This is a genomic window from Pseudodesulfovibrio tunisiensis, from assembly GCF_022809775.1.
GTDB classification, from domain to species: Bacteria; Desulfobacterota; Desulfovibrionia; order Desulfovibrionales; family Desulfovibrionaceae; genus Pseudodesulfovibrio; species Pseudodesulfovibrio tunisiensis.
Genome location: NZ_CP094380.1, coordinates 1973556 through 1995581, shown reverse-complemented (window position 1 = coordinate 1995581; position 22026 = coordinate 1973556). Strand labels below are relative to the sequence as shown.

The following is a 22026-nucleotide window of genomic DNA, read 5'->3' as shown; positions in this document are numbered from 1 at the left end:
AAACAGCGGACCGCGAACTCGTGATGTCCGGGCCTTGCGCTTCTGCTTCGGAGTGCCTATAACCCGGGCATTCCGACACCCAATCAGGAGAGAGATCATGAGCAACAGCGCCAAACGCAGTCAGGCATATACCGAAGCGGGCGTGAACATAGAGGAAGCAAACCGGTTCATCGGCAGGATCAGGAACATGGTTGCCAGCACCTTTACTCCGGGCGTGGCCACGGGCATTGGCGGCTTCGGCGGCTTGTTCCAGCCGGACATGGCCGGGGTCGAAACTCCCATGCTCGTTGCCGGAACCGACGGCGTGGGCACCAAGCTCAAGCTCGCGTTCCAGTTCGACAAGCACGATACCGTGGGCATCGATCTCGTAGCCATGAGCGTCAACGACGTGCTGGTTCAGGGCGCTGCCCCCATGTTTTTTCTCGACTATTTTGCCACGGGCAAGCTTGAATCAGGCGTGGCCGAACAGGTCGTGTCCGGCGTGTGCGAAGGCTGCCGCCAGTCTGCCTGTGCGCTGCTCGGGGGCGAGACTGCGGAAATGCCCGGTTTCTATCCTGATGGCGAATACGATCTTTCCGGGTTCGCCGTGGGCATGGTGGACAAGGCCAGACTCGTGACCGGCGAGAACATCAAGCCCGGCGACATCTGCATCGGCCTTGCCTCCACAGGGCCGCATTCCAACGGCTATTCCCTCATTCGCAAGATTTTCGACAAGTCCGGCCTCAAGCCCGGCGATCTGTTCCCCGGGACGCAGGACACGGTTGCGGACACCCTGATTCGGCCCACGAAAATTTATGTCCGGTCCGTGCTGGAACTGCTCAAGCAGATTGACGTTCGGGGCATGGTGCATGTCACGGGCGGCGGATTCTACGACAACGTGCCGCGCGTTCTGCCCGAGAACGTGACTGCCGCGTTCGAGTTCGGTTCCTGGTCCATGCCGCCGGTTTTCGACTGGCTGCGCGAGCAGGGTGATTTGTCCTGGCCGGAAATGCTCCAGATTTTCAACTGCGGCATCGGCTACATCTGCATCGTGGACCCGGCCGATCAGGCCAGTGCGTTGGAAACCCTCAAGGCGCAGGGCGTGGATGCGTTCACCATCGGCCGCATCAACGAGCGCAAGGGGGACGAGGAACAGGTTGTCGTGAACAATCTGTAGGAGTTTGCCTCCGGCGGCCCCTCCGGGGAGGGGGCAGGGCGCTGCCCTGCACCCGCCAAGGAGCAAGGCCCCTTGGATCCCCATATGTTTCGAGAATGAAAAAAGGCCTGATGCATGCCCTGCCGGGACATGCATCAGGCCTTTTTTCATTCTCGAAACGGAGTTGAATAAAACTTGTTGATTATAAGTTGGCAGATCGTTAGTCCTGAAGTGTTTACGGCAAGAATGGTCGTTTTAAAGAGGAGGCATAATGGCTGTTGTGAAAATTTTGGTTAAACAAGATTGGCCGGCAAGTCGTCATTCTGAAACGACTTGTAAATATTCGATTAGTCCAGATAATAAAATGCTTCAGATTGATACTTTTGGTTCACGAAATCGTGAGATTGTGGGAAAGAAAAGTCAGTCAATTCGGTTTACACAAGAAGCATTGCAAGAGTTGAAAAGTATTCTTAATAAGATGGATATATAAAAATTACGCCGCCATAAGGACTGGACAGGTTTCCCTGTATCCTCTGGCGGCGTAGAGCCAAAAAGCTTTGGAGAGTCCGGAGAACCTTTCTCGAAAGGTTCTCCGGCCGCCGGAGGCATTCCTACCCCAGATACGGATTGAAATAGCCGTAATTGATCCAGTCCAGTGCTTTCTTGAGTCGTTTCTTGAAGTTCATGAATCCCATGCTCGGTCCGAAGTCGAAGGGCGACATGATGTCGAGGTAGAGTTCCGGATCGAGATTGAGGTTCCGGAGCTGGATGAAGTCGTACTTGGCTTCCTGCCCGAGTTCGATGAGTGCGGCGAGTTCTTCCTCGGTATCGGTGATGCCCGGGAAATAGAGCAGGTTCAGGGACACGTGGATGCCGACCTCGTGGGCCTTGGCAATGGTTTCGCGTACGTCTTCGAAGGCGTAGCTCTTGGGCCGGTAGTAGGCTTCGTAGGGGCCCTTGCGTGCGGAATTCAGGCTGACGCGGATGGAATTGACTCCGGCCACCTTGAGTACGGGCATGGTCTGAGGCCGTGAACCGTTGGTATTGATGTTTACGGTGCCGGTGCCGCCTTCGCTGCGATATTGGCTGACAGCCTCGGCAATGAGCTCGGCTTCGAGCAGAGGCTCGCCTTCGCAGCCCTGACCGAAGGAGAAGATGGGGCGCCGTTCGCGGGATTCGTGACGGCGCATGACATCCACGATTTCCTTGGGCGTGGGCCGGAACGAGATGCGGCCCTGCGGAGAGGGGAACCCGGAATCCTCGGGCTGGTAGGAGATGCATCCCACGCAATTGGCGTTGCACGCCTGGGACGTGGGCAGGGGGCATTCGAAGCGGCCCAGAGCAAGGTTCTTGGCGGCCGGACAGCCGCTTTGCAGGGCGCAGCCTGCCAGATGGTTGACCAGCCGATTGCCTTCCAGTTCGCGCATGAGCTGATGCGCGCCCGATTCGACGCGATCCGGCGGGATGTTGCTGAAGACCTGTCGCTTGTCCTCGTCCACGCGTTTGGCACAGACCCAGAATCTGCCGTCTGCGTAGCCGATGGCGGAATAGGCCAGCAGCGGCAGCAGGGGCGAGCCCGGATCGGTTTCATAGGCGGCAAGTCCGGTATTGGTATGGCCCGGGCAGACGAATGCGGCCACGGCCAGCTCTTCCATGAGTTCGGCTTCGCCGGTTTCCGGGTCGAATCCCATGGCGTGCCTGCCGGGCAGCATGAAGAATTCGGATTCCGGGGGCATGGCGATGAGCTCGTCAGGCCGTGGCAGTCCGAACTCCGCGCCTCTGCGGCACATCATGAGCAGATCGGGGTGGTCGAAGATTTCGCCGTCCTGATTGGCGAACAACATCCGTGGCTGGGGTTTTTTCTTGGATGACATGCGCGGGATAATAAAGAGGTGTGCGAATCCGCGCAAGTGGGGAGATGAAAATATAATTTTGCGGAAGTGGTGAACGCAAAAAGGTCGGCATCCCGGAGAGGATGCCGACCTGATGTGTCGCAGTGTACCGAAACGCCGGTTTAGCGCTTGGAGTACTGGAACTTGGCGCGAGCGCCGCGCTGGCCGTACTTCTTGCGTTCCTTCTTGCGGGAATCGCGAGTCAGCAGGCCGGCCTTCTTGAGCACGCCGCGGAGCTCGGGATCGAACTCGCACAGGGCGCGGGCAATGCCGTGGCGCAGGGCTTCGGCCTGACCGGCAACACCGCCGCCAACGAGGTTGACCTTGATGTCGAACCTGTCGAGCAACTTGGTCAGCTTCAGGGGCTGCTGCACGATCATCTGCAGAGTCTTGCGCGGAAAGTACTCGTCAAAGGGACGATTGTTCACGGTGATCTGACCGGTACCCTTGTACAGGCGGGTACGGGCAACGGCGTTCTTGCGTTTGCCGGTGGCGTAAGTGAAATCGCTCATGGTTACCCCCGATTAAAATTCGATAGTTTTGGGCTGCTGGGCAGCATGGGGATGTTCGGGACCAGCGTACACCTTCAGCTTCGTGAGCAGCTGACGGGACAGACGGTTCTTGGGCAGCATGCCCTTGACCGCGGTGGTGATGACGTTCTCCGGCTTCAGAGCCAGCATCTCGCGCAGGCTCTTGGAGCGCAGCCCACCGGGACGACCGGTGTGCTTGTGGTACATCTTCTGGTCCAGCTTCTGGCCGGTGACCCGAATCTTCTCGGCGTTGATAACGACGATGAAGTCGCCCATGTCCATGTGGGGGGCGAATTCGGCCTTATGCTTGCCACGCAGGCGGCCTGCGATTTCGGTGGCGAGGCGACCCAGCACCTTGTCGGTGGCGTCCACCACAAACCATTCGCGATTGGCGTCTTCCGGCTTGGGGCTATATGTCTTCATAATAAATGCTCCTTGCGCAAACTAGGAAGGGGACATTTACGGATTTTGACTCCGCATGTCAACCTTGATCTGATAGTATATAGATTATGCCATCCCAACGGTCCGTCGTTGCTGGAGATAAATGTAACGGGTAAAATCTCCGGCCCCGACTTTTCACAGGACGGGCTTGGCTAATGCCACAATTACGCGTCCATTACAAGCTTTTTCAGCATGTCGAGCGCGGCCGGAATTCCCTTGGCGTCCGAGCCGCCGGCCCGGGCCAGGTCCGGACGGCCGCCGCCGCCACCACCGACTTCGCCCGCAACGGGCTTGATCAGGGTGCCCGCCTTGAATCTGTCGTGCAGGTCCTTTGTCACGGCCAGAGCCACGGACACCTTGCCGTCCTCGTGTCCGGAAATCAGGCAGATGATGCCGGATTCCATGCGGGAGCGCAGGTTGTCCATCTGGTCGAGCATGACCTTCATGTTCGGGGCTTCCAGCTCCACGGCCAGCACCTTGACCCCGTTGATCTCCTGGACCTCGCTCATGAGGTCGCGGCCTGCGCCGGAAGCCAGTTTGGCCTGAAGCTTTTCCATCTCCTTGGCCATTTCCTTGACCTGCCTGTGAAGCGCATCCACCTTGGCGGGCACGTCCTCGGGCCGGGCCTTGAGCATGTGCGCGGTCTCGTCCAGAGTGGCGCGCTTGTCCTGAAGCGTGTTCAGGGCGTTCCAGCCCGTGGCGGCCTCGATGCGGCGGATGCCCGAGGCAACGCCGGATTCGGAAAGGATCAGGAAGCTGCCCGCCTGTCCCGTGTTCTGAAGATGGGTGCCGCCGCACAGTTCCATGGACACGCCCGGAACCTGCACCACGGAAACTTCGTCCCCGTACTTCTCGCCGAACAGGGCGGTCGCGCCCATTTCGCGGGCCGCGTCAATGGACATGACCTCGCGGATCACGTCGTGGGCCTCCAGAATGGAGGTGTTGACCAGCCGTTCCACTTCGGAAATCTCTTCCGGGGTCATGGCCTTGATGTGCGTGAAGTCGAAGCGCAGGCGATCCGGACCCACAAGGGAACCCGCCTGATTGGCGTGGTCGCCCAGCACCTTTTTCAGGGCGGCGTGGAGCAGGTGGGTCACGGTGTGGTTGCGCGCGGAAGCGAGTCTGCCCGCGCGGTCCACCTCAAGATCGGCTTTCTGTCCCTTGCGGATTTCACCATCGGCCACCAGAATTCTGTGGCCGGTGAGTTTTTTGGACGGTTTGAGCGTGTCCGCAACCTCGGCCTTGCCGGACTCCGTGGCAATGATGCCTGTGTCACCGGTCTGGCCACCGGATTCGCCGTAGAACGGGGTTGCTTCGGCCACGAGCCAGCCGGACTGGCCAGCGGAAAGGGATTCGATCTCGTTGCCGTCCGCATCCAGAAGGTGCGCGATCCGGGATTTGCCGGTCAGGGTTTCGTAGCCGGTGAAGGTGCAGGACAGGTCCTGTTCAAGCAGGGTCTGGAACGTGGCGGCCACGTCCTTTTCGCCTGACCCCTTCCATGCCTTCTTGGAGCGTTCCTTCTGTTCGTCCATGAGGACGTTGAAGGCGGCCTCGTCAACGCCCATGCCGCGCTTTTCCGCGATGTCGTTGACGATGTCGATGGGAAATCCGAAGGTGTCGTACAGCTGGAACACCACGTCGCCAGGCACCATGACGGCCTTGTCCCCGGCCAGTCGGTCCAGTTCCTCTTCCAGCTTGTCCAGTCCCTTGTCCAGAGTCTTGGCGAAGCGCTCTTCCTCCTCGGTCACGACCTTGACCATGAAGTCGCGTGTGGCGTTGAGCTCGTTGAAGTGGGAGCCCATGTCGTCCACGACCTTGGACGCGGTCTTGAAGAGGAACGGTTCGTTGAAACCGAGCAGTCTGCCGAAGCGGTAGGCGCGGCGGATCAGGCGGCGCATGATGTAGCCCCGGCCCTCGTTGGAAGGCATGACCTGATCCGGGATCAGGAAGGCGATGGCGCGGCTGTGGTCCGCGATGACGCGCAGGGCCGTGTCGGTTTCCTCGTTCGCGCCATAGGTCACGCCCGCGAGCTGTGCCGTGTACTGGATGATGGACTGGAACAGGTCGGTGTCGTAGTTGGAGTTCACGCCCTGACATACCGCAGCGATGCGCTCCAGACCCATGCCCGTGTCGATGGACGGGCGGGGCAGGTCGGTGCGGGTGCCGTCCTCGGCCTGATCATACTGCATGAACACGAGATTCCAGATTTCGAGGAAGCGGTCGCAGTCGCACTTGCCGATGCCGCAGTTCGGGCCGCAGGTCATGTGCTCGCCCTGATCATAGTGGACCTCGGAGCACGGACCGCAGGGGCCGGTATCGCCCATGGACCAGAAATTGTCCTTTTCGCCCAGACGGTAGATGCGTTCCGCGGGAACGCCCGCCACCTTCTGCCACAGTTCGCCTGCCTCGTCGTCATCCTTGTATATGGTGATGTACAGGCGGCTTTTGTCCAGGCCGAGTTCTTCGGTCAGGAATTCCCAGCAGAACCGGATGGCGTCTTCCTTGAAGTAGTCGCCAAAGGAAAAGTTGCCGAGCATCTCGAAAAAGGTGTGATGGCGCGCGGTGCGGCCCACGTTTTCGAGGTCGTTGTGCTTGCCGCCCACGCGCAGGCATTTCTGCGAGGTGGTGGCGCGGGAATAGTCGCGCTTCTCCTGCCCCAGGAACAGCTTCTTGAACTGGACCATGCCTGCGTTGGTGAACAGCAGGGAGGGGTCGTCCTTGGGAATGAGCGGGGAGGACTCCACCACGGTGTGTCCCTTGCGCTCGAAATATTCGAGGAAGCGTTGACGGATTTCTTGAGCCTTCATCTGGTTGTTTCTCCAAAATGGTCTCCGGACGACGAAGCGCCCCGGAACCTGCCGGGGCGCCTTTCTCCGGGAAAAGTCAGATTATTCCCCGTCCTGTTCGGTCGGGGCCTCCTTTATTCCCAGGTGCACGAGGAGCTGGTCCTCGATGGCCTGGGCTATGTCCGGATTTTCCTGCAGCAGGCTGCGCACGTTTTCCTTGCCCTGGCCCAGCTTTTCCGAGCCGAACGCGTACCATGCGCCGGACTTGTCGACGATGCCGTTTTCCACGCCCATGTCGATGATTTCGCCCATGCGGCTGATGCCCTGACCGTAGAGCACGTCGAAGATGGCCTCCCGGAAAGGCGGGGCTACCTTGTTCTTCACGATCTTGACCCGGACCTTTGAGCCGAACACCTCGTCCTTGTCCTTGAGGGTCTGGATGCGGCGGATGTCCATGCGCACCGAGGCGTAGAACTTGAGGGCGTTGCCGCCGGACGTGGTCTCGGGGTTGCCGTATCCGGTCATGCCGATCTTCATGCGAATCTGGTTGATGAAGATGACCACGCAGTTGGACTTGTGGATGGTGCCGGTGAGCTTGCGCAGGGCATGGGACATGAGCCGGGCCTGTCCGCCCACCTGGGTTTCGCCCATCTGGCCTTCCAGTTCGACCTGCGGAATGAGTGCGGCCACCGAGTCGATGACCACCACGTCCACTGCGCCGGAGCGCACCAGCAGGTCCGCGATCTCCAGAGCCTGTTCACCATAGTCGGGCTGGGAAATGAGGAGTTCCTCGGTCTTGACCCCGAGACGTTTGGCATAGGACGGATCAAGGGCGTGTTCCGCGTCGATGAACGCGGCGTTGCCGCCGTTGGCCTGTGCCTGCGCCACGATGTGCAGGGCCAGTGTCGTCTTGCCCGAGGATTCCGGGCCGTAGATTTCAATGACGCGGCCGCGCGGCACACCACCGATGCCCAGAGCGAGGTCGAGCCCGATGGACCCGGTATGAATGACCGGGATGTTGTGCGATGCCTCGTCGTCGAGGCGCATGATTGATCCCTTGCCGAACTTGCGTTCGATGGAAGTCAGGGCCGTGCCCAGCGCTTCCTTGCGCAGCTCTTCGGGATTGGCGGCTTTCCTGGCCATGTGGTTTCTCCTTGCGTGGTTGCGGGCCGTGAACGAATGAGCAACGTCGTTAAGTATCAGATACGGGACGCGTGGGCAATAGTTCACGCCGGTCCCGGCCCGGAAGAACCGCTTCCGCATACGGAATTCCTGTTCCTTTTTTCCTTCGCGTGATACGCTGTGCCCAACGCAATGAATCGGGCCGGATCGGCCTGCTGATGAAACAAGGATGGAACGTATGAGCAAGGCACTGAAGTGGATATCGGGGACAATTCTCGGCGTGGTCGTGCTGCTGGTGGCCGCAGCCGTGGTGCTGGTGGCCGTGGTGGACCCCAACGACTACAAGGATGACATGGCGCGGCTGGTCCGGGAGCAGACCGGACGTGAACTTGTTTTCGAGGGGGACATCGGATTCACCTTTTTCCCGTGGCTCGGGCTGGAACTGGGCCCTGTGGCGCTGGGCAATGCCCCGGGATTCGCCCCCGACCAGATGGTGAGCATTGCCAGGGCCGGTGTTTCCATTCGCATCCTGCCGCTGCTGTCCGGCAACATCGAGGTGGGCGAAGTGTCGCTGGAAGGTTTTGCCCTGAATCTGTCCCGGGATGAAAAGGGCCGCTCCAACTGGGATGATCTCGCCAAGGGCGGCGCGTCCGAAAAGGCGGAGCCTGCATCCGAACCCGTGCAGGAAGCAGAGGGCGGCAAGCCCATGTCCATTTCGTCCCTGTCCGTGGGCGGTGTGCGCATTGCCAACGCCAGCGTGACGTGGGACGACCGGCAGGCCGGGCAGAAGGCGGCACTGACCGATCTGAATCTGAAGATCGGCGAAATGGCCGGGGCAAAGCCGTTCACCTTTACCCTGTCCTTTGGTCTCGCGGCCGGGGATGGCCTGACCGTGCGCCCAGAACTGTCCGGCATAGCAACGCTGGACCTCGAAGGCGGAAGCGCGTCCGTCCGGGACATGCTGCTGTCCGTGCTGGGCATGAAGATTTCCGGGACCATGTCCGTGCAGGGACTCAAGGATTCTCCGGCCTATGTCGGCGAGTTGTCCATTGCGGAATTCTCGCCGCGCAACGTTATGGAAAATTTGAAGATCGAGGCGCCGAAGACCTCTGATCCGGCCGTGCTGGGCAAGGCCTCCCTGTCCCTGAAGCTTTCCGGGACCACGAACTCCGCATCCCTGGAGAATCTGAACATCGTGCTGGATGACACGCGCATGGACGGCAATGCCTCGGTGCGCAACTTTGCCCGTCCCATCGTGACCGCGACCATGAACGTGGACGACATGGACGTGGACCGCTACCTGCCGCCTTCTTCCGGGGAAAAGGGTGCCACAGGGAGCCAGAAGTCCGAGTCCCCATCTGCCGAATCTGCCGGCGGTGCGCAACAGGAGCCTGATCTGAGCGCGCTCCGCGATCAGAACGTGACCGCCAAGCTGACCATCGGCAAGCTCAAGGTCGCGAACCTGCGCATCACGGACATTCTGGCCGAGCTGCGGATCAAGGACGGTGTGCTTCGCCTCGATCCGTTCAGCGCGCATCTGTACGACGGCCTTGCCAAGCTGGATTTCACCCTGAACGCGAATCCGGCCAGAGCGGATTGGCGCGCCGGAACCGATCTGGCCAATTTTCAGGCCGGACCGTTTCTCAAGGATCTGGTGGGCAAGGATCATGTGCTGGGCACGGTGGTGGCCAAGGCCGACGTGCGCGGCCTCGGGCTGACTCCGGATTCCGTGAAGCGGAACCTGAACGGAACCGCGTCGTTCGCATTCACGGATGGCGCGATCAACGGCGTGAACGTGGCCAAGATGCTGCGCGACGCATTCGCCCGGATCAAGGGACAGCCCGTGTCCGGAGATGAGCCGGAACGCACGGATTTCGCGGAGCTGCTGGGCAGCGCGAAGATCACGAACGGGCACGTGACCAACAATGATCTGCTCATGAAATCCCCGCTCCTGCGCGTCACGGGCAAGGGATGGGCCGATCTGCCCAAGGATGCGGTGGACTATCTTGCCACCGTGACCGTGGTGGGCACGCTCAAGGGACAGGAAGGCGAATCCATCGAGGAGCTTTCCGGCCTGCCGCTGCCCATCTACGTCAAGGGCAGCCTTGCGAATCCGTCCATCGGTCTGGATGCCAAGGCCATGGCCGAGGCACTGTTCAAGGACACGTTCAGGAAGGGAACAAAGGATCTGGAGGAGAACCTGCGAAAGAACATTCTCGGCACGCCGGAAAAATCCGGAGAAAAGTCGGGCGGGAAAATCGATCCGGGCAAACTCATCAAGGGACTGTTCAACTAGCCGGAAAAAAAGGAAAGCAGAAGGGCCGGGCAGGTGATTGCCCGGCCCTTGTTCTTGCCAGTCGGAGCCAAAGCCCGCATACTGCCGGGTGTTTCGGATGCATTGGGTAAGGATATTTCCGTTTCTGCCGAAAAGGTTTCCAGACCCGCACAATCGACAGCCAAATTCCAGTTCAGGACGAGCAATGAAGAAAGTTTCCATAGTCATCCCCTGCTACAATCAGGACAAGTATCTGGGAATCTGTCTGGATTCCGCATGGTTTCAGGAATATCCGAATCTGGAGATCGTGGTGGTGGACGACGGGTCCACGGACCGCACTCCCGAGGTCCTTGAGCAGTTTTGCGCGGCTCTGGATACGGAAAAGGTGTCGTACGCGGCCCGGCTCAACGATGAGATCGGCGAGGTGGAGCGCGTGGAGCATCTGCGGTACGCCCCGGAAGGCCGAGAACTGCGCGTGATCCGGCATGACGTGAACAAGGGGTTGAGCGAGGCCCTGAATACGGGGTTCCGTGCCTGCACCGGCGAACTGTGCACGTTCATTGCCTCGGATGACATGCTGCTGCCGGGCATGGTTTCCGGGCTGGTTCGTGCGCTTGAGGAGAACAACGCGGATTTTGCCTATGCCGACATGCACGTGGTGGATGACACGGGCCGCATTCTCCGGCGGTTCTCTTTGCCGGACTATACGTTCGAAGCCGCGTTCTGCCAATGGTATCTGGTGGGCGTGTGCAAGCTCTACAGGCGCGAGCTGCACGAAAGGTGCGGATATTTCGACCCGGCCATCTATCCGCAGGATCACGACATGTACCTGCGTTTCGCCATGAGCGGCGCCGAGTTCGTGCACGTGCCTCGCGTGCTGGCGAACGTCCGCCATCACGGCCCGGAACGCGAGGTTCACAACCACAGCAACGCCAACTGGAACAGGCTGTTCGAGCAGTCCTCGGACCTTGTGCGCACGGCTCGGAAATTCGCGCAGGGGGAGAAGGGATAGGAAAGGCGGGCTTGTTTCCCGATCCGTTTTCGGATCAGAAGGGAAATGTTTGTCGAGCCGGTTGCCGTTTCAGGGAACCGGCTCGTTTTTCCCTGCCGGTCGAGAGCCATTTCCTCTTTCGGTGCAGCGGTTGCACAGGCTTGCCCTGTGGCGAATCCTCGCGTAAAGGGCGCTCCATGACAAAGCGATATGACGCGCTCGCCCTGCTTTCGGGCGGGCTTGATTCCATACTGGCCATGCGTACCCTCATGGATCAGGGCTTGTCCGTGCTCGGGTTGCACTTCGTGTCCCCGTTCTTCGGCAAGCCGCATCTGCTCGGGGTCTGGAGGGAACAATACGGCATAGACGGCGTTGCCGGGGACATTTCACGCGAATACACGAACATGCTTCTGGACGGTCCGCCCAGCGGATTCGGCAAGTGGCTGAATCCGTGCATCGACTGCAAGGTCGCCATGCTGAGCCGGGCCAAAAAACTGCTGCCGGAGTACGGCGCATCCTTTCTTGTCACGGGCGAGGTCTCGGGCCAGCGTCCCATGTCCCAGCGCAAGGATGCACTGAACCGCATCAGCAAAAAGGCCGGGGTCAGGGATGTACTGCTTCGCCCCCTGTGCGCCAAGGGGCAGCCCATCACGCCCATGGAGGAATCCGGGCTGGTGGATCGGGAGCGGCTGCATGACTGGTATGGCCGGGGGCGCAAACCCCAGATGGCCGCTGCCCAGGCCTACGGATTTACCGAGGTTCCCACGCCCGCAGGCGGGTGCGTGCTCACCGAGGGACCGTCCTCGGCAAGGTTCGTGCGTCTGATTCGCATCAAGGGCCGTCCCGATCCGCAGGATTTCGTGCTGGCTCAGGTGGGCCGTCAGGTCTGGGCCGGGAATCACTGGCTGGTGACCACGCGTCGCGAGCGGGACAACGAGTTGCTCGACGGTCTGATTCGGCCAGCGGATTACGTGTTTCGGGTCAAGGATTTTCCCAGCCCCACGGGCGTGGGCCGTCCCCTTGTCGGGGACTGGTCGCCCGAGGCCGTGCTGGATGCCGCGGCGTGGGTCGCGTCCTATTCATCCAAGGCTGTCCGGCACAGCGAAATCTCCGGCGACCCCATTCAGGTCCGCGTGCGCCGGGGAACCGCGTCGGAAGTGGTTTCGGTGCTCCCCAACCGGGAAACTCCGTTGGGATGGACCGAGGCCAAGCCCGGCGAAGTGCGGGAATGGAAAGAGGAACATCACGGGTAGTTTGCGCTTTGACGATCCGTGAGGCATGCTGATGCGCAGCCCTGTCCGGCCGATTGCTTCGGAAGCATTCCGTTGCATGCCGCCGGAATTCCGGGTTGCGGAACCGGACGGAAGGGAAAAGCCGGTTGCGATCATGATTGAACGCCGCGACTGAAGGTCGAATTTTCCGATGGGCTGATCAGGTATTGGCTGTGGGCCGTGTTGTGCGAATGTCTGCTTTATCCATGCTGAGGGCTCAGGAACATGTTTGATTTTCTCGATGTGTATCCGTGGCTTTTGCCCGGTGTGATCTTTCTCGGACGTATTGCCGATGTCTCTCTGGGGACTTTGCGGATCATTTTCGTTTCCAAGGGCGAAAAGAACATCGCTCCGCTCATCGGTTTCGTGGAAATCTTCATCTGGGTGGTGATCATTGCCCAGGTGTTTTCCCGTGCGAACGACATGTTCAGCTACCTTTCCTATGCTGCCGGCTATGCCGTGGGCACGTACATCGGGCTGCATCTCGAAGCCAAGATCGGTTTCGGCTTCATCAAGTACCGGGTGTTCACGATCAAGAACGGCCTTGCATTGATCGCGGCCCTGAACAAGCACGGATTCGGCTCGACTCTGGTGCATGGAAAGGGCTCCACCGTGGAAATCGACATCGTGGAAGCCGTGGTCCGCAGAAAGGACATGAAGCCGGTGGAAGACATCGTGATGGATTTTGATTCAAAGGCCTTCTGCGTCGTGGAGGACGTGCGGGCGAAACAGCTCGGCATTTTCGCCAGAAGGCAGTCGCTTCTCAAATGCAAATAGCACGGGCCGGTCGACCCGGCCCGCATGCTGTTTCCGGATAAAACCCGTTTCAAGGAACCATATGCTCAACCTGTTGTATCTTGCCGCCGCCACGTTTCTGCTCTGGTACGGAGCCAACTGGATCGTGACCTCGGCGTCGCTCATCGCCCGAAAATGGGGCATTTCCGAACTGGTCATCGGCCTGACCGTGGTGGCCTTCGGCACGTCCGCCCCGGAATTTCTGGTTACGGTCAATGCCGCGTTCCGCGGGCACAACGACATTTCCCTGTCCAATGTGGTGGGGTCGAACATCTTCAACCTCGGCTTCATTCTCGGCCTCATGGCCATGATCAAGCCGCTCAAGTCGAACCGGACCATCGTGTATCGCGACGGCCTGCTTCTGCTGGCAACCACTTCCGGCATTCTGCTCATGGCTCAGACCGGGGAACTCGGCAGGGTGTTCGGTGGTGCACTTGTTGCGCTTCTGGTGGGCTATCTTGCCTATCTCGGCTTCAGGAAGCAGGCTCCGAACGAGGGCGAGCTGGACGAACTGCCCGACCGGCAGGCCCGCTGGTACGACGGCGTGATCCTGCTGGCCGGCTTTGCAGCCATTTCCGCAGGCGGGCACCTCATGGTCACGGCAGCCACGTCCATCGCCGAATCATTGGGCGTGAGCTCCTGGGTGATCGGCGTGACCATCGTGGCCGCGGGCACGTCCCTGCCCGAGCTTGTCACGTGTCTGGCCGCCTCGGTCAAAGGCAGGAACGAGATGCTGCTCGGCAATCTCATCGGCTCGGATTTCTTCAACTTCGCCGGAGTGCTTGGTCTGACATGCCTGCTCAAGCCGTTGGCTGTTTCGCATGAAGCGTCCGTGGACCTCATGGTTCTGGTGGGCATGGTGGCTCTGGTCCTGTTCCTGCTGCGCACGGGATGGAAGGTGCGCCGCTGGGAAGGCGCGCTTCTGGTGACCATCAACCTGTTTCGCTGGGCGCGGGATTTCGCTTTCTAGCGCCACGCGGATTCCGGGCAGCCTGCGGGTTGTTTTTTTGATGTCGGATGAAAGGCCGTTCTTCCGAAAGGAAGGGCGGGCTCATTTTCGGGAGAGGCACGGGCAGTCCGTAGCGCGCTGGCCCGCGTCCAGGTAGCGTTTGAAGGCGGCAACGCAGGTCGGGCAGAGGTGCGATCCGCACTGTTCGTCGATGATGCTCAGAGCCTTTTCCAGAGTCAGGGCCTTGCGGTAGGGGCGTTCGCTGGTCAGGGCATCGAACACGTCGGCCACGGCGATGATGCGCGCCCAGAGCGGGATTTCCTCTCCTTCGAGGTGATCCGGGTAGCCGCTGCCGTCCATTTTCTCATGGTGCGAACGAACGGCCTGAATAACGCGGCTCAGGCTGGGGATGGGGGCAAGGATTTCCGCGCCGTGGATGGTGTGGCTCTGGATGGTCATGAATTCCGAACTGGTGAGCTTGCCGGGCTTGAGCAGAATGTCGTCCCGCACCCCGATCTTGCCCACGTCGTGGAGTCGGGCCGCGATTTCCAGCCATTCCATCTCTTCCCGGTCGAACCCCATGACCAGACCAATGCCCGTGGCAATGCGGGCCACGTTGTCGGAATGGCCGCGTGTGTACCTGTCCCGGGCTTCGAGGGCCTGAACCAGACTGGCAATGGATGCGAGCATCAGGCTGCGTTCGGTCTCCAGCCGTTCCTTTTCCTGATGCAGGATGCGAAAATGGTCGGACAGGAGTTTTTCCAGCGTGATGACGAGCTGTTCGATGTTGAAGGGCTTGACCATGAATGCGGATGCGCCCGAGTGCACCATGCGTCGCATGGTCAGCCGGTCGCTTTCCGTGCTCATGACCACGAAGGGTACCGCGCCCATGGTATGGTCCGCGCGCACGGCCCGGCACAGGTCCATGCCGTCCATGCCCGGCATGTGGATGTCCGAAAGAATCAGGTCCGGCCTGTCCTTGCGCAGAATATCCAGAGCTGCGTCCCCGGAATCAGCGCACACCACATTGAATCCGGCACTGGTCAGCCCCTTTTGCACGGTGTTGCGGATGAACATGGAGTCGTCCACCACCAGAATGAGCCGTTTCCGGTTGAAACTGGTGCGGTCGAGCACTTCCTTGACCCGGGGAAGAAGCTGGGTGGTGGCGGCGGATTTCGCCACATAGGCGGCCGCACCGACCCGGAATCCGCGTTCGATGAAGTCCTCGCTCTCGTTGGTGCTGAGGATGATGACCGGCACGGCGCGCGTGGCCGGGCCGGACTTGAGCTTGCGGCACAGGGAAAACCCGTCCATCACGGGCATGTCGATGTCGGAAATGATCAGGTCGAAGGAATTCGAGCGTGCAAGATCGAACGCGAGAGCGCCGTTTTCCGCCTCGACCACTGTGGCCCCGATGTCCCGAAGCTGTCTGGTCAGCAGCCGCCGTACTGTCTTGCTGTCGTCGGCCACCAGCACTCTTGGTGCGGTCATCCCGCTCCTTTTTCGCCGTTGCCACCCCGTCCGCAAGGGACGGCCGAACCCCCATTCGATGGCAATTGTCGCAGATATCCTCACTGACGGGGTCGGGGTTGTCAACATGGAATCCGCGATACCGATTTCGCGTTTCAGGGGAAATTCGCCCGGTTTCCCTTGCCTCCCCAACCATTCCTGATTAGATTCATGGAAATACCCGGAACACTGCATCCGGTTTGTGTTCGGCAAGACAATACGGAGGAATATCCATGAACCAGTTCTACCAGGCTCGTCCAGCCGGGCGCGCCAGTGTCGAAACCCTCAACGCCTTCATGCGCGGCATCTACGGATGGATGAGCGCCGGTCTCGGCCTCACTGCGGCCGTTGCCTGGGCCACCATCAACGTGCCCGCCCTGCTGCAGCTGGCTTTCACCGTTGATCCGGCCACCAACACCGTGGCCCCGTCCATGCTGCCCATGATCGCCCTGTTTGCGGCGTTCGGCATCGTGTTCTTCATGAGCTTCAAGATCCAGACCATGAATCCGTCCACGGCCACCATGCTGTTCTTCGTGTTCAGCGGCCTGAACGGCTTTTCCCTGGCCCCGATCCTTCTGGCCTATACTGCTGCCTCTGTCGCGGCCACGTTTCTGGCCACGGCCGGCATGTTCGGTGCCATGTCCATCTACGGCATCGTGACCAAGAAGGACCTCACCAGCTGGGGGAGCTTCCTGTTCATGGGCCTGATCGGCATCATCATTGCCTCGCTGGTGAACATGTTTCTCCAGAGCTCGGGCATGGCCATGGCCATTACCTACATCGGCGTGTTCCTGTTCCTGGGCCTGACCGCGTATGACACGCAGCGGCTCAAGACCATGGGCGAAATGGTGCCGGACGGCGACAATGCCGCCATCCGCCGCGCCTCGATCATGGGCGCGCTGACCCTGTACCTTGATTTCTACAACCTGTTCCTGATGTTGCTCAGAATCATGGGCGACCGGAGATAGCCCGAAATCGGGAGGCCTTCGGGCCTCCCTTTTTATTTCATCATGTCACAGGCAGCCATAGAACTTCAGCGGACCTTTTCCCCGGTGCTGCGCCCGTTTTCGTGGGTGTATTCCGGGGTCATGCGCATGCGCGGCGCCCTGTACGGCCGCGGTCTGCTTCGTACCTGGGAACCTCCGGCGCTGACCGTGTCCGTGGGCAATGTGGGGTGGGGCGGTTCGGGCAAGACCCCGCTTTGCGGCTGGCTTCTGGGCTGGGCGCGCAGACAGGGCGTTCCGTCCCTGCTTCTGACTCGCGGATACCGGGCCAAGCCGGTTTCCTATCCCTATCTGGTCAAGCCCGGGGCTCTGGCCGAGGAGGCCGGGGACGAACCCCTGATGCTTGCGCAGGATCATCCGGACGCGCGCATCGTGGTGGACCCGGTGCGGAGCCGCGCGGGCAGGTGGGCGTTTTCCCAGTTCCGGCCCGGTCTGGTGGTTCTGGACGACGGGTTTCAGCACATGGCAGTGAAACGGCATGTGGACATTGTTCTGCTCACTCCGCATGATGTGACCGAAGGCTGGAACACGGTGATCCCGGCCGGATCGTGGCGGGAACCCGTATCTTCGCTCAGGCGGGCCGACGCATTTGTGCTCAAGGCATCGCCCAACACGTTCCGTTCGCTCATGCCCCTGATCGAAGAGCGGCTGACCCGGCTGAAAAAGCCCGTATTCAGCTACATGCTGCAACCCACGGGCGTGCGCAACCTGACAGACGGAACCCGGCAGAAGGATTTCGGCGCGGGCGGCTACGTGCTGGTTTCGGGCGTGGGCGCACCGGCTCAGGTGCGGGGCACGGCCAAGGCTTATTTCGGCTACGGCCCGGCCAAGCACATGGTTTATGACGATCATCACGCCTTTACCAAGAACGACGTGCTCGACATGCAGGTGACCGCACGCAGGCTCGGGTGCGAGGCCGTGCTGTGCACACCCAAGGATGCGGTCAAGCTCGGTCCCATGTGTTCCGAGGAATTCTGGAAATTCGACCTGCAACTGGCGTTCGGCCCGTCCGCGTTCGTGCGGGACACGCCTTTCGACACGTGGTGGAATCGTCGGTACAAGGCCTTTGAACTGCGCCGCGAGGACAATCTCGCCTGGGAGCGCGAACAGTCCGATTCGGAAAACGGTTCGGACGGAGACCTGAATGGCTAAGAATTGGAAACGGCCGGAGGATCGGCCTTTTGCCCTGAACGAGGCTGAACTGCTCAAGCTGTTCAAGAGCGTCAGGAAACCCCTGTCCCGGGCCGAGGTCATCCGCCAGTTGCGGTTGCCCAAGCGGGACAAGAAGGTGTTGCGCGGTCTGCTGGACGATCTGGTCCGGCGCGGCACCCTGATTCGCATTCGTCGCGCCTATGGTCTGGCCGGAGCCATGCGCTGCGTGACCGGACGGCTGGAAGTGCAGCGTGGCGGTTTCGGGTTCGTGGTTCCCGAAGACGCACGGCGCAAGGATATTTTCATCAGCCAGCGCGATCTTGGCGGGGCATGGCATGGCGACAAGGTTGTTGCCTCCATTGTTCGCGAAGGGCATGGAGCGCGAAATCACGAAGGCCGCATCGTCCGCATTCTGGAACGCGGACGCAAGACCCTGCCCGTGCGCGTGTACAAGCAGATCAGCGGCGGGGAGTGGGCCTGCCGTCCGTCCGACCCGCACCTCGGATTCGGCATCATCTGCACATTGGCCGACGAGTCCATCGAGTTGCAACGCGGAGACATCGCCCTGTGCGAGCCCGGGGATCAGCTTGATCCCGGCATGTGGGAGGGCCGCATCACCAGCCGACTTGGACGCGAGACCGATGTTCCGGTTCAGGAAGCATTGGTCAAGTCCAACCACGGCATTCGTACCCGGTTCCCGTCCGGCTCCCGCACGCAGGCCGAGGCTCTGCCCGAAGTCCCGATAAAAAAGGACATGGATTCGCGTAAGGACTTGCAATCCCTGCCATTCGTGACCATTGACGGTGCGAGCGCCCGCGATTTCGATGATGCGGTCATGGTGGAGCGGCACGGAAAGGGCTATCGCCTTTGGGTGGCCATTGCGGACGTGAGCCATTACGTGGGCGAGGGCACGCCGCTGGATCGGGAAGCCCTGGAGCGCGGAAATTCCTACTATTTCCCCCAGTCCGTGGAACCCATGTTTCCGGAGCGTCTGTCCAACGGGTTGTGCAGCCTGAATCCGGATGTGCCCCGGCTGGCCATGGTGGTGTGCATGAATACGCTCGCCAACGGCATTGTCGAGTCGGCCACCGTATTGCCGGCCGTGATCCGCAGCCATGCGCGGCTGACCTATGGTCAGGTCAAGCGCGCCGTGCTGGACCGGGAGCCGCAGGAACGGGAGAATGTGGCCCATGTCCTGCCCATGCTCGAACTGGCCGAGGAATTGGCCCGGAAGATGAATCGGTTGCGCCATGCTCGGGGCAGTCTGGATTTTGATATTCCCGAGCCGGAAATCCTGTTCAATGTTGATGGCGAGACCGTGGACATCCGGCCCAGAACCCGGCATTTCGGGCACCAGATGATCGAGGAGTTCATGATTGCGGCCAACGAGGCCGTTGCCCGGTTTCTCGGGGAAAAGGGGCTGCCCTGCATGTACCGCATTCATCCGGAGCCGGATGAGGAAAAACTGGCCCGGCTGTTTCGGCTGCTCTCGCTTTCCGACCCGACCATTGCCATGCCCAAGGAATTCACGCCCAAGGTGTTGCAGGAACTCAATGCGCAGGTTGCGGGTACGGACAAGGAATTCCTCGTGCATCGGCTCATGATCCGGTCCATGAAGCAGGCCAAGTATTCTCCTGAAAATGATGGACATTTCGGTCTGGCTTCCGAGGACTACTGCCATTTCACCTCGCCCATTCGCCGCTACGCCGACCTTGTGGTGCATCGGCTGGTCAAGGCCGCGCTGGACCCGGGAAGTCATCCGGTCCCGGGCCGCAAGAAGCTGTTCAACGTGGCCAATCACATCAGCGGCCGCGAGCGTGTGGCCATGGATGCGGAGCGCGAGACCATCAAGCGGCTCACGGCCCTGTTCATGCGCGACCGTCAGGGCGAGACCTTCAATGCCGTCGTTTCCCAACTCATGGATTTCGGTTTCCGCGTGGAGCTGACCGATGTGTTGGCCGAAGGCATGGTCCGCCTGTCCTCGCTGGAGGACGACTACTATGCCTACTGGCCGCATCGTGAAATGATCGTGGGCGAACGCACGGGCCGCGCCTTTCGATTGGGCCAGACCGTGGAGGTCGTGCTTGAGGAAGTCAACCTTGATAGGTTGGAACTCAATTTCACCCTGCGTTCGGTTGTGGCTGCTTCTCAGGATTACAAGGATTTGATGTAGCTGCCGGTGGTGAATTGTTGGGCATGGCCCCATCTCTTCAAGGCGCGTCGCCGCGCCGTCTTCGCCGTGCCATCCTGCAAGGTGAGGTTTTCGCCCTTTCCGGGCGAGTTCATTTTTTTGTTGGGGCAAAAAAATAAACGAAAAAAAGCCCCTTTGCACTGTGCTCCCGACTCTCTCGGGCAGGAACCAGTAGCGACCTCTCACCGGGCGATTGCGACGTTTCCTGCGGAAACCGCATCGCCCTGGCTTCGGTCGCTTCGACTGGTTCCAAGCCCTCGCGAGTCGAAATTCGGTCTAAGTAAGGAACACTGTTCCGGGCGAGAGAGGTCGCCTCGGCTCTACCAAGCTCCCCCGGCCCAACCAACCTCCCACCGTTTCCCTTTGATCAAGGCTTCCGGTTTTGCGGCGAACGCACGGCAGACCTGCCTTGATCAAGTAGGAAACGCGCACGGCTGGGGCGGCCCCAAAAGCGCGGCTTTTAGTTCCTTTTATCCGCCTTGATATAAAAGGAACTCGCCCGAGAAGGGCGAAATCTTCACTGAACAAGCTGGCGCGCAGTTTACGGCGAATTGCTTCGCCCGGCCCGGGTAACCGAGCTGGTACAACCCCATCTCTTCAAGGCGCGTAGCCGCGCCGTCTTCGCCGTGCCATCCTGCAAGGTAGGGATTTCGCCCTTCCCGGGCGAGTTCATTTTTTTGTTGGGGCAAAAAAATAAACGAAAAAAACCCCTTTGCACTGTGCTCCCGACTCTCTCGGGCAGGAACCAGTAGCGACCTCTCGCCGGGCGATTGCGACGTTTTCTGCGAAAACCGCATCGCCCCGGCTTCGGTCGCTTCGACTGGTTCCAAGCCCTTGCGAGCCGAAATCCGGTCTAAGTAAGGAACACTGTTCCGGGCGTGACGAGCTCCCTCGGCCTAGCCAACCTTCCACCGTTTCCCTTTGATCAAGGCTTCCGGTTTTGCGGCGAACGCACGGCAGACCTGCCTTGATCAAGTAGGAAACGCGCACGGCCGGGGCGGTCGATAAAAGGCGTTTTTTGCCTACTTTTGTTCGCCTTGAAACAAAAGTAGGTCGCCGGGGGGGGCGAAACATCCCCTTAAAAGCTCGTAAGGCGTGTACGGCGAATTGCTTCGCCCGGCACGGATAACCAAACTGGTACAGCCCCATCTCTTCAGGGCGCGTAGCCGCGCCGTTTTTCCCCTCCCCTTTCATTCCATTGATTCACCTTTTCAAACCATCTCTTGACTCTATTGTTTAATTGAAATAAACGATAGCAAGAACGAGCAACGAATTGTCAATCAGGGCGTGACGGATGAGCAAAACCGGATTCGAGCATTTTTTCAAGCGGCTCCAGCAGGAGACCGAGATTACCAACCAGTCGCAACTGGCCCGGGAACTGGACCTGGGGCGTGCAGCCGTGTCGCTGGCCAAACGCAAGGGCACGGTTCCGCCGCGGTGGATACTGGACCTTTCCGCACGCTTCGGGCTGAATCCGCTGTGGCTGGAGACCGGCGCGGGGTTTCCTCGGGCCGAGGCCGCCACTGCGGACATGGAAACCACGGGCGCGGAGTTCATGCGTGTGCCCAAGGTGCGCGCCCGGCTCAGCGCCGGGGGCGGGTCCTTTGAAACGCGCGGCCGGGTGGAAGGGTACTATTCCTTTCGTTCGGACTGGCTGAACATGCGCGGCAATCCCGCGAACATGGTGCTCATGGAAGTGGTGGGCAACAGCATGGAACCCGAGATCAAGGAAGGCGACATGGTCCTCATCGACCAGTCCCGGATCGAGGTGCTGTCCGGCGGCATCTATGCCGTGGGCGTGGAGGATACGGTCATGGTCAAGCGCGTGGAGCGGCTTCCCGGCACTCTGGTTCTGCGTAGCGACAACACCGACTATTCACCGATCCATCTTTCCGGTGATGAGCTCTGCAACGTGCGCGTCATCGGCAAGGTCCTCTGGGTGTCCCGGGAGTACCGCTAGAGGCTGTTTTCCTTTTTTCGAGC

17 protein-coding genes are annotated in these 22026 nt (G+C 60.4%); 11 read left to right on the top strand and 6 right to left on the bottom strand.

Annotation, left to right across the window (positions count from 1 at the left end):
* Positions 1-97: 97 nt before the first annotated feature.
* On the top strand, positions 98-1156 hold the full coding sequence (gene purM / locus MPN23_RS09805; protein ID WP_243544030.1) for a phosphoribosylformylglycinamidine cyclo-ligase: 1059 nt from the start codon (positions 98-100) through the stop codon (positions 1154-1156).
* Positions 1157-1406: 250 nt separating this feature from the next.
* Entirely contained in the window at positions 1407-1625 is a 219-nt protein-coding gene (locus tag MPN23_RS09800) for a hypothetical protein (protein WP_243544029.1), read from the top strand.
* 121 nt (positions 1626-1746) lie between these two features.
* On the opposite strand, the gene MPN23_RS09795 is transcribed toward MPN23_RS09800, so the two are convergent.
* The 5 genes from MPN23_RS09795 to recA form a co-directional block, all read right to left on the bottom strand.
* Complete coding sequence (locus tag MPN23_RS09795; RefSeq protein ID WP_243544028.1) at positions 1747-3009, bottom strand: radical SAM family protein; 1263 nt, start codon at positions 3007-3009, stop codon at positions 1747-1749.
* A gap of 140 nt (positions 3010-3149) precedes the next feature.
* Entirely contained in the window at positions 3150-3539 is a 390-nt protein-coding gene (gene rpsI, locus MPN23_RS09790) for a 30S ribosomal protein S9 (RefSeq protein ID WP_243544027.1), read from the bottom strand.
* A 12-nt stretch (positions 3540-3551) separates the two neighbouring features.
* On the bottom strand, positions 3552-3980 hold the full coding sequence (gene rplM, locus MPN23_RS09785; RefSeq protein WP_243544026.1) for a 50S ribosomal protein L13: 429 nt from the start codon (positions 3978-3980) through the stop codon (positions 3552-3554).
* Positions 3981-4162: 182 nt separating this feature from the next.
* The gene (alaS, locus tag MPN23_RS09780; RefSeq protein ID WP_243544025.1) at positions 4163-6805 is read right to left on the bottom strand and encodes an alanine--tRNA ligase; all 2643 of its coding nucleotides are present in this window, start codon (positions 6803-6805) and stop codon (positions 4163-4165) included.
* Between the two features lie 81 nt (positions 6806-6886).
* Entirely contained in the window at positions 6887-7927 is a 1041-nt protein-coding gene (gene recA, locus MPN23_RS09775; RefSeq protein WP_243544024.1) for a recombinase RecA, read from the bottom strand.
* 217 nt (positions 7928-8144) lie between these two features.
* Here recA and MPN23_RS09770 point away from each other — a divergent pair, with 217 nt between their 5' ends.
* The 5 genes from MPN23_RS09770 to MPN23_RS09750 all read left to right on the top strand — a co-directional run bounded on the left by MPN23_RS09770 (position 8145) and on the right by MPN23_RS09750 (position 14208).
* The gene (locus MPN23_RS09770; protein ID WP_243544023.1) at positions 8145-10202 is read left to right on the top strand and encodes an AsmA family protein; all 2058 of its coding nucleotides are present in this window, start codon (positions 8145-8147) and stop codon (positions 10200-10202) included.
* A 184-nt stretch (positions 10203-10386) separates the two neighbouring features.
* The gene (locus MPN23_RS09765) at positions 10387-11193 is read left to right on the top strand and encodes a glycosyltransferase family 2 protein (protein ID WP_243544022.1); all 807 of its coding nucleotides are present in this window, start codon (positions 10387-10389) and stop codon (positions 11191-11193) included.
* A 176-nt stretch (positions 11194-11369) separates the two neighbouring features.
* A complete protein-coding gene (locus MPN23_RS09760) occupies positions 11370-12425 on the top strand; it encodes an adenine nucleotide alpha hydrolase family protein (protein WP_243544021.1) in 1056 nt (351 codons plus the stop codon).
* A gap of 243 nt (positions 12426-12668) precedes the next feature.
* On the top strand, positions 12669-13220 hold the full coding sequence (locus MPN23_RS09755; RefSeq protein ID WP_243544020.1) for a DUF2179 domain-containing protein: 552 nt from the start codon (positions 12669-12671) through the stop codon (positions 13218-13220).
* A gap of 61 nt (positions 13221-13281) precedes the next feature.
* Positions 13282-14208, top strand: a complete 927-nt coding sequence (locus tag MPN23_RS09750; protein ID WP_243544019.1) for a calcium/sodium antiporter — start codon at positions 13282-13284, stop codon at positions 14206-14208.
* 81 nt (positions 14209-14289) lie between these two features.
* Here MPN23_RS09750 and MPN23_RS09745 read toward each other — a convergent pair whose 3' ends face one another.
* The gene (locus MPN23_RS09745; RefSeq protein WP_243544018.1) at positions 14290-15678 is read right to left on the bottom strand and encodes a response regulator; all 1389 of its coding nucleotides are present in this window, start codon (positions 15676-15678) and stop codon (positions 14290-14292) included.
* 251 nt (positions 15679-15929) lie between these two features.
* Here MPN23_RS09745 and MPN23_RS09740 point away from each other — a divergent pair, with 251 nt between their 5' ends.
* From MPN23_RS09740 to MPN23_RS09725, 4 genes are all read left to right on the top strand, one after another.
* Positions 15930-16664 (top strand): Bax inhibitor-1/YccA family protein, encoded by a 735-nt coding sequence (locus MPN23_RS09740; RefSeq protein ID WP_243544017.1) that lies wholly within the window; start codon positions 15930-15932, stop codon positions 16662-16664.
* Positions 16665-16706: 42 nt separating this feature from the next.
* The gene (lpxK, locus tag MPN23_RS09735) at positions 16707-17852 is read left to right on the top strand and encodes a tetraacyldisaccharide 4'-kinase (RefSeq protein WP_243544016.1); all 1146 of its coding nucleotides are present in this window, start codon (positions 16707-16709) and stop codon (positions 17850-17852) included.
* Positions 17845-20025 (top strand): ribonuclease R, encoded by a 2181-nt coding sequence (gene rnr, locus MPN23_RS09730; protein WP_243544015.1) that lies wholly within the window; start codon positions 17845-17847, stop codon positions 20023-20025. The genes lpxK and rnr overlap by 8 nt, the downstream gene beginning before the upstream one ends.
* Positions 20026-21337: 1312 nt before the next feature.
* Positions 21338-22003: a LexA family transcriptional regulator gene (locus tag MPN23_RS09725; RefSeq protein WP_243544014.1), complete on the top strand. Its 666-nt coding sequence runs from the start codon at positions 21338-21340 to the stop codon at positions 22001-22003.
* Positions 22004-22026 lie beyond the last annotated feature (23 nt).

Bases quoted from the DNA above. Each gene is read 5' to 3' on its own strand.
- MPN23_RS09795 (WP_243544028.1), bottom strand. From the start codon at position 3,009: ATGTCATCCAAGAAAAAACCCCAGCCACGGATGTTGTTCGCCAATCAG.
- lpxK (WP_243544016.1), top strand. From the start codon at position 16,707: ATGTCACAGGCAGCCATAGAACTTCAGCGGACCTTTTCCCCGGTGCTG.
- MPN23_RS09755 (WP_243544020.1), top strand. From the start codon at position 12,669: ATGTTTGATTTTCTCGATGTGTATCCGTGGCTTTTGCCCGGTGTGATC.
- purM (WP_243544030.1), top strand. From the start codon at position 98: ATGAGCAACAGCGCCAAACGCAGTCAGGCATATACCGAAGCGGGCGTG.
- MPN23_RS09800 (WP_243544029.1), top strand. From the start codon at position 1,407: ATGGCTGTTGTGAAAATTTTGGTTAAACAAGATTGGCCGGCAAGTCGT.
- rpsI (WP_243544027.1), bottom strand. From the start codon at position 3,539: ATGAGCGATTTCACTTACGCCACCGGCAAACGCAAGAACGCCGTTGCC.
- MPN23_RS09765 (WP_243544022.1), top strand. From the start codon at position 10,387: ATGAAGAAAGTTTCCATAGTCATCCCCTGCTACAATCAGGACAAGTAT.
- MPN23_RS09750 (WP_243544019.1), top strand. From the start codon at position 13,282: ATGCTCAACCTGTTGTATCTTGCCGCCGCCACGTTTCTGCTCTGGTAC.
- MPN23_RS09760 (WP_243544021.1), top strand. From the start codon at position 11,370: ATGACAAAGCGATATGACGCGCTCGCCCTGCTTTCGGGCGGGCTTGAT.
- recA (WP_243544024.1), bottom strand. From the start codon at position 7,927: ATGGCCAGGAAAGCCGCCAATCCCGAAGAGCTGCGCAAGGAAGCGCTG.
- MPN23_RS09740 (WP_243544017.1), top strand. From the start codon at position 15,930: ATGAACCAGTTCTACCAGGCTCGTCCAGCCGGGCGCGCCAGTGTCGAA.
- alaS (WP_243544025.1), bottom strand. From the start codon at position 6,805: ATGAAGGCTCAAGAAATCCGTCAACGCTTCCTCGAATATTTCGAGCGC.
- MPN23_RS09725 (WP_243544014.1), top strand. From the start codon at position 21,338: ATGAGCAAAACCGGATTCGAGCATTTTTTCAAGCGGCTCCAGCAGGAG.
- MPN23_RS09770 (WP_243544023.1), top strand. From the start codon at position 8,145: ATGAGCAAGGCACTGAAGTGGATATCGGGGACAATTCTCGGCGTGGTC.
- rnr (WP_243544015.1), top strand. From the start codon at position 17,845: ATGGCTAAGAATTGGAAACGGCCGGAGGATCGGCCTTTTGCCCTGAAC.
- rplM (WP_243544026.1), bottom strand. From the start codon at position 3,980: ATGAAGACATATAGCCCCAAGCCGGAAGACGCCAATCGCGAATGGTTT.
- MPN23_RS09745 (WP_243544018.1), bottom strand. From the start codon at position 15,678: ATGACCGCACCAAGAGTGCTGGTGGCCGACGACAGCAAGACAGTACGG.